The 12,132-nt window shown below is 62.7% G+C and carries 10 protein-coding genes; all 10 read right to left on the bottom strand.

The window, feature by feature from the left end; translation table 11 throughout:
* Positions 1-38 precede the first annotated feature (38 nt).
* Positions 39-1,355 (bottom strand): cell division protein FtsA, encoded by a 1,317-nt coding sequence (gene ftsA, locus QZ638_RS09560; RefSeq protein WP_295809366.1) that lies wholly within the window; start codon positions 1,353-1,355, stop codon positions 39-41.
* Entirely contained in the window at positions 1,352-2,272 is a 921-nt protein-coding gene (locus QZ638_RS09555) for a cell division protein FtsQ/DivIB (RefSeq protein WP_295809365.1), read from the bottom strand. The genes ftsA and QZ638_RS09555 overlap by 4 nt, the downstream gene beginning before the upstream one ends.
* Positions 2,260-3,186, bottom strand: a complete 927-nt coding sequence (locus QZ638_RS09550; RefSeq protein WP_295809360.1) for a D-alanine--D-alanine ligase — start codon at positions 3,184-3,186, stop codon at positions 2,260-2,262. The genes QZ638_RS09555 and QZ638_RS09550 overlap by 13 nt, the downstream gene beginning before the upstream one ends.
* Positions 3,187-3,495: 309 nt before the next feature.
* On the bottom strand, positions 3,496-4,458 hold the full coding sequence (murB, locus tag QZ638_RS09545) for a UDP-N-acetylmuramate dehydrogenase (protein ID WP_295809358.1): 963 nt from the start codon (positions 4,456-4,458) through the stop codon (positions 3,496-3,498).
* Entirely contained in the window at positions 4,455-5,858 is a 1,404-nt protein-coding gene (gene murC, locus QZ638_RS09540) for a UDP-N-acetylmuramate--L-alanine ligase (RefSeq protein ID WP_295809357.1), read from the bottom strand. Before murC ends, murB begins: the two co-directional genes overlap by 4 nt.
* Positions 5,855-6,979 carry an undecaprenyldiphospho-muramoylpentapeptide beta-N-acetylglucosaminyltransferase gene (murG, locus tag QZ638_RS09535; protein WP_295809355.1) on the bottom strand — a complete coding sequence of 375 codons (1,125 nt, stop codon included), beginning with the start codon at positions 6,977-6,979 and terminating at the stop codon, positions 5,855-5,857. The genes murC and murG overlap by 4 nt, the downstream gene beginning before the upstream one ends.
* Position 6,980: 1 nt before the next feature.
* Positions 6,981-8,135, bottom strand: coding sequence for a putative lipid II flippase FtsW (gene ftsW, locus QZ638_RS09530; protein WP_295809353.1), 1,155 nt, complete (start codon positions 8,133-8,135; stop codon positions 6,981-6,983).
* Between the two features lies 1 nt (position 8,136).
* Entirely contained in the window at positions 8,137-9,534 is a 1,398-nt protein-coding gene (gene murD, locus QZ638_RS09525) for a UDP-N-acetylmuramoyl-L-alanine--D-glutamate ligase (protein ID WP_295809352.1), read from the bottom strand.
* Positions 9,535-9,544: 10 nt separating this feature from the next.
* Positions 9,545-10,630 carry a phospho-N-acetylmuramoyl-pentapeptide-transferase gene (gene mraY / locus QZ638_RS09520; RefSeq protein ID WP_295809350.1) on the bottom strand — a complete coding sequence of 362 codons (1,086 nt, stop codon included), beginning with the start codon at positions 10,628-10,630 and terminating at the stop codon, positions 9,545-9,547.
* Between the two features lie 26 nt (positions 10,631-10,656).
* Complete coding sequence (gene murF / locus QZ638_RS09515; protein WP_295809348.1) at positions 10,657-12,048, bottom strand: UDP-N-acetylmuramoyl-tripeptide--D-alanyl-D-alanine ligase; 1,392 nt, start codon at positions 12,046-12,048, stop codon at positions 10,657-10,659.
* Between the last annotated feature and the right edge of the window lie 84 nt (positions 12,049-12,132).

Genomic DNA, 12,132 nt, shown 5'->3' with positions numbered 1-12,132 from the left:
GCCTCGCCGCCGCGGTCGTCATTTGGGGCGCGCCCCCGCTAGAAGTTGCTTCTCAGCCATTGGCCGACGCGCTGGAACCGGCCACCAGTGCCGGTCGCGCGGGTGAATATGCCGCTCTTGCCGCTGCGGCCACGGTTTTCGAACTCCGCAACTTGCGGATAAATCAACAGCCCCACCGAGGCGGAGAACGCCGCCCCCTTGGCCGCTTCCGGCAATCCCGCCACGCCGAGCGGACGCCCGAGCCTGACATTGCGCCCGAAAAGCCGACGGGTCGCTTCAGGCAGGCCGACAAGCTGGCTCGCGCCGCCCGTCAGAACCACACGACGTCCCACCAGGCCGCCATAACCGGAACGATTGAGCTTCTCGCGAACCATTTCCAGCGTTTCCTCGATGCGGGCGCGGATGATCCGCGTCATCACCGCACGGGGTACCTGGATCGGCTGCTCGCCGGGATCCGCACCCATCGGATGGATCGACACGATATCCCGGTCGTCGCTCGAAGAGATCAGCGCCGAACCGTGCATCACCTTCAGCCGTTCCGCGTCCTCCAGACGCGCGGAAAGACCGCGAACCAGATCCATCGTCACATGATTGCCACCCACCGGCAGCGCGTCGGCCCACACGAACTTGCCCTCCGCGAAAACGGAGATCGTCGTCGTGCCGCCGCCCATGTCGATACACGCCGCTCCCATCTGGGCTTCATCGTCCACCAGCGCGGCCAGACCGCTTGCATAGGGCGTCGCCACCATGCGCTCGACCGAAAGATGCGAACGGTTGATGCAAAGCTCCAGATTGCGCAGCGGCGCTGCATCGGCCGTCAGGATATGCATGTCGACGCCGAGCTCCGCACCCACCATGCCACGCGGATCGCGAATGCCGCGTTCGGCATCCAGGCTGAAGCCCGTCGCCAGCGAATGCACCACCTCGCGTTCGGTCTGCAGGCCCTGCCGCGCACCGGCCGTAAGCACGCGATTGATATCGGATCGGGCAACCTCGTGGCCGCCAAGATTGATCGAGGCGGAAATCGTTTCGCTGCGCAGACGCCCCGCAGACACGTTCACGATCAGCGAATCCACCGTCAGGCCGGCCATGCGCTCGGCCGCATCCACCGCCAGCCGGATCGCTTCCTCGGCACGGTCGAGATCGATGATCACACCGGATTTGATGCCCTGCGACTGCTGATGTCCGATGCCGATGACCTTCACGCGATGGGTGCGATGGCGCAGCGCCCGTCCCTCTTCGGCCGGCATGAGCTTGGCGATGATGCAGCACACCTTGCTCGATCCGACGTCCAGAACCGTGATGATGCCCGAGCGACGCACAGCGTCTTTCCTGGATTCCGATAACCAGCTCATATCTGCGCCCCACCTGCAATCCGCGCCTTGTAGCGCTCGCGCATCGCTTCCTGATGAGCCTTGACCGCCTCATCCGAGAGACCGATCGCCATACGGTCGGGAAGGCGCATGTCCACGGAGGTGATGTCCCGCGACAAGAGACCGTTCTTGCGGTCGAGTGCGGCCAATGTCGCCAGCGTCAGCGCCTCGTCGCTTTCAGGCAGCTTTACCGTCACGCCGTTCTTCAAGCGCAGATCCCAGCGCCGGTCGCCGACGCGAATATAGGCACGCACCTCGTCAGCGATGGACGGATGCCGCGCAACCGTGGCGATGAACGCGGGGCCGGCCTCGCGCGCGCCGCGGCCGATAACCATCGGCAGCCCGGCGTACCGCCCTCCGTCGAACGACGCGATGACAGCGCCGTCCTTCTCGATCAGAGACAATTCATTGCCATGTTGCCAGATCGCAAACGGCGTCTTTTCGGTAATGTCGACTTCGAGCGTCGCCGGATAGACCTTGCGCACGGCAACACCCTCGACCCAGGGCAATCCGGCGAGCCGCGTCCGGGCCTCTCCAACGTCGAAGCCGACCAACGCCGTCCATCCGTTCAGACCGACTTCCTGCAAGACGTCGATTTCCGAGGTTTCCTGGTTTCCGACCACGTGAACCTGCGTGATGGCAAGACCCGTACGCGCGGTAACGCTCTGCAGGACCTGCGGCAGATGCCCGCCGGCAAGCGTCCCGTAAATCGCGGTCGCGCCAAGAAGCACGGCGGTTGCGATCGTCGCACCGTATCGCGGCGCCTCGACCTCGCCCGCATCGACCCGCTGCATGAAACGCGCAGGGCGGCGCAGCCAGCGCGGCAACACAACGTCGCCGCTGCGGAAACGTGTATCGTTCCGGCCCGTCCCGGCCTGAAATGAGGTCAGCGAGAACACGAGGCGTCCTCCACAATCCAACTCAACAATTCACCAAACCCAATTCCCGCCGCCATGGCGATCTCGGGCACCAGAGAGGTTGGCGTCATGCCGGGCTGCGTGTTCACCTCCAACCAGACAAGCTCCCCATCAGCGGATTTGCGATCGTCGAAACGGAAGTCGGACCGGGACACGCCCCGGCAGCCAATAGCCTTGTGTGCCTTAAGCGCCAGTGTCTCAATTTTTTGGTAAATATTTGGTGAAATTTTTGCCGGGCATTCGTGTTTTGAGCCGCCGGGAACGTATTTCGAGTCATAATCGTAGAAGGCATGGCCGACCGGGATGATCTCAGCGATACCGAGCACCCGATCGCCCATCACCGCGCAGGTGAATTCGCGACCGGCGATGTAGCGCTCGACCATGACGCGCTCGCCATACTGCCACTCCGTCGAGCCAATGATCTGCGGCGGCGTCCCCTGCCCCTCCTGCACGATCACCACGCCGAAGCTCGACCCCTCCTTGACAGGCTTCACCACATAGGGCGGCACCATGGGATGCTCGTTGCCGATTTCAAAGCGGTTGATCACCCGCGCATCCGCGACAGGTATGTCGGCGGCCTTCGCCACCGTCTTGGCAAGCTGCTTGTCCATGGCAAGCGCAGACGCCAGCACACCCGAGTGCGTATAGGGAATGTCGAGATATTCCAGAATCCCTTGTATGGCCCCATCCTCGCCGAACGGACCGTGCAGCGCATTGAAAGCAATATCGGGATTGAGTTCGGACAGAACCCGCGCCACGTCGCGCCCCACATCGACACGCGTCACAGCATAGCCCTCAACCTCGAGAGCATCGGCGCAGGCAGTGCCGGAAGAAAGACTGACCGGCCGCTCGGAGGAGAAACCTCCCATCAGGACGGCGACGTGCTTTCTCTTCATAATCCGGCTACCCCCTTCTCCGGCCGCCCCGAATTTCGGGCGATAAGCTGCATTGGCCGAGTGAGACCTCCTCGATTAGGAAAGCCCCCGACCCGAACGCCGCGACTCAAATCAGTGATTACTTATGTGCCAAAGAATCAGAGGTTTGATTCCAAGGCAAGGGCTTGAGATTCCCTAAGATTCAATTTTCTGAAAATTTTACACTTTGTGAACGCGAACGCCGGCGCCAAGCAACTTGACAAACCATGGATCAATGGCGCCTGCCGCGCCGACAGATCTTTCGCAGATCCCTTCAGGCTTTCTGAAAATTCAGAGCATCTGCCCCAGGAACGGATCGATCTTGCGCCCTTCCTTGAAATCGCCGATGCGCTTGATCTCCCATTCCAGACGGATGCCGGAATGCTCGAGCACCCGCGCGCGCACCGTTTCGCCCAAATACTCCAGGTCGTAGCCGCTCGCCGTGCCGGTGTTGATCATGAAATTGCAGTGCATGGGCGACATCTGCGCGCCGCCGATGGTGAGCCCGCGGCATCCCGCCTTGTCGACTTCCTTCCAGGCCGAACTTCCAGGTGGATTCTTGAAGGTGGAACCGCCGGTCTTCTCGCGTATCGGCTGCACGGTCTCGCGGTGATGCTGGACTGCATCCATTTCCTTGCGAATGATCTCCCGATCTTCCCGGTAACCCTCCATCAGAGCCGATGTGAAGATCATGCCCCCGGGAACCGCAGAATGCCTGTAGGCATAGCCCATATCCGCATTCGAGAAGACATGCGGCTCACCTTCTCGGTCGAGCGCGCGCACCTCAACCACCCGCTCCCGCGTCTCAACCCCATTGGCTCCGGCGTTTATGCGCAACGCCCCGCCGAGGCCGCCTGGAATCCCGTGATAGAAATGGAATCCGCCGATACCGGCATCGAGCGCTGCCGCCGCAAGTCGCTTGTCGGGAATGGCCGCGCCGGCGCGAATGTGAGTCTCGGACACAATCTCCGCCTGGCCGAACCCCTTGGCCGAAAGCCGCACCACGAACCCGCGAATACCGCCCTCGCGCACGAGCAAATTCGAGCCGATCCCGACCATCGTGACCGGAATGTCGGCCGGCACCGCCTTCAAAAAGGCCGCAAGATCTTCTTCGTCGGCGGGCTGAAAAAGGACATCGGCGAGCCCCCCGGCACGAAACCAGGTGATTTTGTCCATCCCCGCGTCCGGCGTCAAACGCCCGCGCAGACCCGAGAGACGATCGCCGAGACGATTTAGCAGCTCTGCGCCGCTCATTTCCTTGCCTCCAACTCGCCCGGCAGTGCGTAGGCCCAATGGGTAATGTTGCCGGCCCCCAGATAAACGACGAAATCGCCTTCTTTTGCCCAGCCGCCCACAATGGGTTCGACCGCCTCCGGTCCTTCGATATGGGTCACGTCGCGATGGCCGGCCGCGCGGATACGCGAGACCAGTGCTTGCGAAGACACACCCTCGATCGGATCTTCGCCAGCGGCGTATACCGGCGCGATTAGAACCTTGTCTGCTTCGTTGAAGCAGGAAGCGAAGTCGTCATAGAGATCATGCAAACGCGAATAGCGATGCGGTTGAGCGATCGCCAGGATTCTTCCTTTGCAAGCTTCGCGCGCCGCCCTCAGGACGGCACGGATCTCGACCGGGTGATGCCCGTAATCGTCGAACACACTCACGCCGTTCCAGGTGCCCGTCAGCGTAAAACGCCGTTTTACGCCACCGAAGCCGGCAAGCCCCGCTCGGATTGCTTCGTGCTCGATGCCCAGTTCATGTGCCACCGCAATGGCCGCCGTGGCATTCGATACATTGTGCCGACCCGGCATTGGCAGGCGCAGGCCTTCCAGCGTTTCCATTCGCCCGGTCTTGCGATCCCGGAAATCGATGTCGAACACCGAAACCGGGCCGTCCATCCGATGATTGGAGAAACGCACATCCGATTGAGGGTTTTCGCCATAGGTGACGACGCGACGATCCTCGATCCGTCCCACCAGCGCCTGAACCTCGGCATGGTCGATGCACATGGCCGCGAAACCGTAGAAAGGCACGTTCTCGACAAACTGGCGAAATGCCGTGCGCAGCGTATCGAAATCCCCGTAGTGATCGAGATGCTCGGGGTCGATATTGGTGATAACCGCGATCTCAGCCGGCAGCTTCAGGAAACTGCCATCACTTTCGTCGGCTTCCACCACCATCCAGTCGCCCTCGCCCATTCGGGCGTTGGTGCCATAAGCGTTGATGATGCCGCCATTGATGACCGTCGGATCGAATCCGCCCGCATCGAAGAGTGCCGCCACCATGGATGTGGTCGTTGTCTTGCCGTGCGTCCCGCCAATAGCGACCGCCTGGCGAAATCGCATCAGCTCGGCCAGCATTTCCGCCCGCCGCACGATGGGCAAATGCTTCTCGCGCGCGGCGACGAGTTCGGGATTGTCTTTCTTGATCGCGGTCGAGACGACAATGACTTCGGCCTCGCCCAAATTCTCGGCCGCATGGCCGATGAAAACGTCGATGCCCTTCTCGCGCAGGCGCACCACATTGGCGTTTTCCGCTTGATCCGAGCCCTGCACCCTGTAGCCGAGCGTGTGCAGCGCCTCTGCAATACCGCTCATGCCAATGCCGCCAATACCGACGAAATGCACGGTTCCGATCGTCTGCGGCATTTTCATGCGTGGGTTCCTTCCTTCAAAGTCTTTGCCGGCTGGCCGGAGGCAATAGCCTCCACGAGGCCCACAAGCAACTCCGCCGCGTTCGGTTTGCCGACACTGCGGGCGGCCACGGCCATACCGGCCAAGCGTTGCGGATCGTTCATGGCTGCGCTGATCAGTTCGGACAATCGGTCGGAGGAAAGCGTCGACTGAGCGTGCAATTCCGCACCGCCCGCCCGCTCCAGCGCGGCGGCATTGGCCGCTTGATCGTGGTCCAGCGCATGCGGATAGGGCACCAGAATGGCCGGGCGGCCGATCGCGGCAATTTCCGAAACGGTGGATGCGCCGGAGCGCGAAACAATCAGATGGCTCTCGGCCATGCGCCGGGCCATATCGGTGAAGAAAGTCGCGATATCGGCGGTCACACCGAGCTTGTCGTAGGCGGCACGCACATCCGCTTCGTCTTCCGGTCGCGCCTGCTGGGTCACGACGAGCCGTTCGCGCTGCTGCGGCGCAAGCTTCGCGAGCGCAGCCGGCATCGCATCGGAAAAGAATTGCGCGCCCTGGCTGCCACCGAAAACCAGAAGGCGGAATGTCTCTCCGGCTTCTGCCGCTCGATAGGATGCGGCGGAAGCCTCGATTACGGCCGGTCGAACGGGATTGCCTGTTGCGACAATCTTGTCGGCGAAAGGCCCCTCATCCGGCAGGAAACCACCGGCAATCGCCTGTACACGCCCCGCCAGAGCCTTGTTCGCACGCCCCATCACCGCGTTCTGCTCGTGGATCAGCGCGGGAATGTCGCGCCGAGTCGCCGCCCAGAGCGGCGGCAGTGTCGGATAGCCGCCGAAGCCGACCACTGCGGCCGGCCTCAAACGCTGCAGGAGCGCCGATGCCTGTTTCACTCCGCGCCAGATGGTCCAGCCGGCTTTCAAAAGTGCGATCGGGTTCTTCGACCCGAATGTGGCGCTTTCGATAATATGCGTTTCCTCGGCCGGGAATGTGCCCGCAAAGCGAGCCGCCCGCTTGTCGGTCGCCAGATGCACCGACCAGCCACAGGCGTGAAGTGCGTGCGCGAGCGCTTCGGCCGGAAAAAGATGGCCGCCGGTCCCACCGGCGGCAAGGAGAATTATACCCTTCGTCATGTCAGCCCGCGACAGCCTCGCGTCCCGACGGCGGAGCATAGCTCACCGGACGGCGCTTCTCGGGCTTGCGGCGGGTGAGCGCCAGCACGAAGCCCATGGAAATGGCCATGGCGATCAACGACGAGCCGCCATAGGAGATGAACGGCAGCGTCATGCCCTTGGCCGGCAGCATGCGGACGTTCACGCCCATATTGATGATCGACTGGAAGCCGAACAGTATGACGAGACCGCTCACGGCATACCGCGTGAAATCGTCTTCCTCTCGCCGTGCTTTGGACAACCCTCGCAGGACCACGAAAGAAAAGAGACCGAGCAGGATGAGGCACAGGATAATACCGAACTCTTCGCCGGCAACCGCGAACACGAAATCGGTGTGACTGTCGGGAAGAATGCGCTTCACCGTGCCCTCGCCCGGACCGCGCCCGAACCAGCCGCCACGGGTTATCGCCTCAATGCTCATATCCACCTGATAGGTGTCGCCCTCGCCGGTGAGAAATCGGTCGATGCGTTCGGCCACATGCGGAAAGATCGTATAGGCGAGAAAGGCCCCGCCGGCACCCAGCGCGCCGAGCACGGCGATCCACAGCCACGGCATGCCGGCAATGAAGAACATCGCCCCCCAGGTGCCGAGCACCAGCATGGTCTGGCCAAGATCCGGCTGCGCCACCAGAAGCGCGATCACAAGGCCAAGCAGGAGCATCGCGAAAAGGTTGCCGGGAATTTCCGGCTGCCGCGCATGCTCATGGAACAGCCAGGCGCAAATGACCACAAAGGCCGGTTTGAGATATTCCGAAGGCTGGACCGAAACGCCGAAAATATGGAGCCAGCGCCGCGAGCCCTTGACTTCCATACCGGCGAAAAGCGTCACAACCATCAGTATCAGCGCACCCACCAGCATTACCAGCGCCGCGCGCCGTACAAGGCGCGGGCTGAGGAAGGACACAGCGATCATAATCACAACCGCCGGCAGCATGTAGATGATCTGGCGGGTGACGAAATGGAAACTCGACAGGCCGATCCGTTCCGCCACAGCCGGACTTGCCGCAAAGGAAAGAACCACGCCCAGTCCCATCAGCATCAGAAAAGCCGCCAGGAACCAACGGTCGATGGTCCACCACCAATTGGCAACCGGGCTTCGGTCGGTGCGGCTCACCATGTCACTTGCTCCCCATCATCTCGGCGCCGGCGAGCGAACGCACCGCCTCGCGGAAGGCATCGCCGCGCATCTCAAAATTTCTGAACTGGTCGAAACTCGCACAGGCTGGCGAAAACAGGACAACGGCCTCCGGCGCGGGATCGCCCGCCGCATCGCGCGCCGCATGGTCGACGGCCTTGTCTATCGTACCCGAAATCTCGAACGCCGTCGCCTCCCCGATGGTGGCGGCGAAGGCCGGCGCGGCCTCGCCCACCAGATAGGCCTTGGCGATACGTGGAAACAAGCTCTTCAGCGTTTCGATACCGCCCTCCTTGGGCAGTCCACCGGCGATCCAGTAGATACGTTCGAAGCTTGCCAATGCGCGCTCTGCCGCGTCGGCATTGGTCGCCTTGGAATCGTTGACGAAAAGCACCCGGCCCTTGCGTCCCACCTGCTCCATGCGATGAGCGAGTCCGGGAAAGCTGTTGAAACCGGCCTGGATTTCCGCAACCGAAAGACCGCATTCCAGACATGCCGCGAGCGCGGCAAGCGCGTTCTGTGCGTTGTGCGCGCCGCGCAGCGCGCCGATCCCTTCGAGCGTGGCAAGCTTGTCCGCGACACCGCCCACCGCCCGCACGAGATCGAGCCCATCGAGATAAAACCCGTCGTCGAGCCGGGCAGTCGCGGAGATGCGCCGGATCGTGTGCCCGTCCGCCGCCAATCGGTCGGCTATGTGGCGACAATCCGCGTCGTCGACGCCGACGATGGCCCGGTCGCTTCTGGCAACCAGCCGCTCCTTGATCCCGGCGTAGTTCGCGAAGGAACCGTGACGATCGAGATGATCGGGCGAGAGGTTGAGGAGAATGCCCACCGAAGGGTCCAGCGTTGGTGCCAGATCGATTTGATAGGAGGAGCATTCCACCACATAATGCCGTTCGGGCTTCGGCGGGTCGAGGGTCATGACGGCACGGCCGATATTGCCGCCCATCTGCGTATCGCGCCCGGCATGCCGCAGCACATGCGCGATCAGCGCCGTGGTCGTCGACTTCCCGTTGGTGCCGGTAATTGCAACGAAGGGCGCGGCGGGCGCGTGCACCCGGCGTTCACGGGCGAAAAGCTCGACATCGCCGATAATTTCGACGCCGGCGGCCCGCGCCAGTTCCACGCTCCAGTGTGGATGCGGGTGGGTCAGCGGCACGCCCGGCGACAAGACAAACCCATCCTGTGCGCTCCAGTCGAGGGCCCGCAGATCGCCGGTGGGAACAGCTTCGCTGGCCGCCCGCGCCACGCTTTCGGGGTTATCGTCGAACGCGCACAGCTGCGATCCGCCGGCGACGAGCGCCCGCGCCGTAGCGATGCCCGAACCGCCGAGCCCGAACAGGGCGATGGTCTTGTCCTTGAAAACGGTGGCCGGGATCATGCGTCTCGCCCTAGCGCAGCTTGAGGGTGGACAGGCCGATCAAGGCGAGCAGCACCGCAATGATCCAGAAACGGATCACAACCTGGCTTTCCGTCCAGCCGAGCTTTTCGAAATGGTGGTGTATCGGCGCCATCAGAAACACCCGCTTGCCGGTCAGCCGGAACGAGGTCACCTGCACGATAACCGATACGGTTTCCAGCACGAACAGCCCGCCAATGATCGCGAGGACGATCTCGTGTTTGGTCGCCACGGCAATCGTACCAAGCGCGCCACCCAGCGCCAGCGACCCGGTATCCCCCATGAAAATCTGCGCCGGTGGTGCATTGAACCACAAAAAGCCCAGACCCGCCCCGATCAGCGCCCCGCACACCACCGCCAACTCGGCCGTTCCCGGCACACCATTGAGCAGCAGATAATCGGCATAGGTCTGCGATCCGACCAGGTAAGCGATCAGGCCGAAACAGGCCGCTGCCACCATCACCGGCACAATGGCGAGGCCATCCAGCCCGTCCGTCAGGTTGACCGAATTGCCCGCCGCCACGACAACGAAGCCGCCGAACAATATGTAGAAATACCCCAGGTTCAGCGCCAGATCCTTGACGAAGGGGAACAGCAGCGAAGTACCGTAGGAGCCGGACGCAAGCTGCGAAATGAAGAAGGCGGCCATGCCCCCGATCAGCGTCTCCAGAATGAGCCGCTGCTTCGACCCAAAGCCGGTATGGCTCATCCGCTTGACCTTGAGATAATCGTCGTAAAACCCTATGGCGCCGAACCCGATGGTGACGAACAGCACAACCCAGACATAGCCATTGGTCAGGTTCGACCACAAAAGCGTCGAGATCACCGCGCCTGACAGGATCATCAGCCCGCCCATGGTGGGCGTGCCCTTCTTGGTCAGCAGATGCCCGGCCGGACCATCCTCGCGGATCGGCTGGCCACGTCCCTGCTTGACGCGCAACAGCGCAATCATCCCGGGCCCGAACAGGAACACGAAGAACAGCGCCGTAACCACCGCACCCGCCGTGCGGAAGGTGATGTAGCGAAACACATTGAAGGCGGCGAGCTGCTCACCCAGTTGGCCAAGGAAATAGAGCATTCTTGTCTACTACACTTTCGGGTGTGTCAGCTTTGCGCAAATTGCGATTTGATTTCGGTGACGACGCGCGACAGGCCCACACCGTTGGACCCTTTGACCATAACTGCGTCGCCATAGGCAAGGTCGGCCATGATCACGTCCAGACCTTCTTCGATCGAGCCATGATGGCTGGCCAACAGGCCCCCTGGAAGGGCAGCGGCAAGCGCCGTCATGCTCTGGCCAACCAGATGCACGCGCTCCGCGCCGCTGTTCTTGACCGCGTCGGCCAGCCCGGCATGCATTGCCGCGCCAGCCTCGCCCAGCTCCAGCATATCCCCGAGCACCACGACCTTCCGCCCGCCCGGCGCCTCCAGCGTCGAAAACACCTCCAGCGCCGCACCCATCGAGGCGGTATTGGCATTGTAACTCTCATCGATCAGCAGCAGCGGCCGCTCTTCGGGCCCAACCGCCACGCGCTGCCCCCGCCCCGGCTGTGCGCCAAATCCGGCCAATGCCCGCAACGCCGTTTCCGGCGCGATCCCGGCCAGATGCGCCACCGCCAGCGCCGCCGTCGCATTGGACAACATATGCCGCCCGGTCACCCCCAGCGTCAGCGCATGGGTCTCATCGCCATGTAGCACCGTTGCAAAGCTGCGGTCCGCCGCCATTTCCGGCGCCGTGATCTGCCAGTCGACGCCCCGCGCAAAACCATAGGTCACCACCCGGCCCACACCGGCCGCCGCCGCCAGTTCCAGCAGCAGGTTGATCTGCGGATGATCGGCATTGAGCACCGCCGTGCCGCCCGGTTCCAGCCCCTCGAAAATCTCCGCCTTGGCCCGCGCGATATTGTCGAGACTCCCCAGCTTCTCCAGATGCGCCGGCGCAATATTGGTGATCACCGCCACATGCGGCCGCACCAGTCTGCTCAGCGGCCGGATTTCATCGGGCGCATTCATGCCCATTTCGAACACACCGAACTGCGCCGTTTCGGGCATCCGCGCCAGCATCAACGGCACGCCCCAGTGATTGTTGAAGCTCTTGATCGAGGCATGCGTTTCCCCCGCCGCCTCGAACACCAGCCGCAGCGCCTCCTTGGTGGTCGTCTTGCCCACGCTACCCGTTACGCCCACGACGAAAGCCCGGCTTCGCACCCGCGCAGCAATCGCCAGGTCCCGCAAGCCGCCCAATGCATCGGGCACGACAATCCGGCCATCCCCCTCGCCCCGGACGACCAGTGCCGCCACTGCACCGTTCTTCAGCGCCGTCTCGACAAAATCGTGCCCATCGAACCGATCACCCTTGATCGCCACGAACAGCGCCTCGGGCCCCAATTCGCGCGAGTCGATGGAAATGGAATTGATTTCAGTGGCCGAGATTCCCGAGGCCTTGCCTCCCGTGGCGGCAAGTACAGCATCAAGCGTGTAGAGAGGTGGGGTCATACGAGCATCCGCGATTGCCGCCCTCCACCCATGATCTCTCCCCGCATCAGAGGATACGACCAAGGATCCGTGACGCCGGAGGCT

This window comes from uncultured Nitratireductor sp., from assembly GCF_913053745.1.
In the GTDB taxonomy this organism is placed as follows: Bacteria; Pseudomonadota; Alphaproteobacteria; order Rhizobiales; family Rhizobiaceae; genus Nitratireductor.
The sequence above is the reverse complement of the archived record's forward strand: the minus strand, read 5'-3'. Positions and strand labels throughout refer to the sequence as shown.

Excerpts from the sequence above, each read along its gene's own strand:
- ftsA (WP_295809366.1), bottom strand. The coding sequence starts at position 1,355 with ATGAGCTGGTTATCGGAATCCAGGAAAGACGCTGTGCGTCGCTCGGGC.
- QZ638_RS09550 (WP_295809360.1), bottom strand. The coding sequence starts at position 3,186 with ATGAAGAGAAAGCACGTCGCCGTCCTGATGGGAGGTTTCTCCTCCGAG.
- murB (WP_295809358.1), bottom strand. The coding sequence starts at position 4,458 with ATGAGCGGCGCAGAGCTGCTAAATCGTCTCGGCGATCGTCTCTCGGGT.
- murC (WP_295809357.1), bottom strand. The coding sequence starts at position 5,858 with ATGAAAATGCCGCAGACGATCGGAACCGTGCATTTCGTCGGTATTGGC.
- murG (WP_295809355.1), bottom strand. The coding sequence starts at position 6,979 with ATGACGAAGGGTATAATTCTCCTTGCCGCCGGTGGGACCGGCGGCCAT.
- ftsW (WP_295809353.1), bottom strand. The coding sequence starts at position 8,135 with ATGGTGAGCCGCACCGACCGAAGCCCGGTTGCCAATTGGTGGTGGACC.
- murD (WP_295809352.1), bottom strand. The coding sequence starts at position 9,534 with ATGATCCCGGCCACCGTTTTCAAGGACAAGACCATCGCCCTGTTCGGG.
- mraY (WP_295809350.1), bottom strand. The coding sequence starts at position 10,630 with ATGCTCTATTTCCTTGGCCAACTGGGTGAGCAGCTCGCCGCCTTCAAT.
- murF (WP_295809348.1), bottom strand. The coding sequence starts at position 12,048 with ATGACCCCACCTCTCTACACGCTTGATGCTGTACTTGCCGCCACGGGA.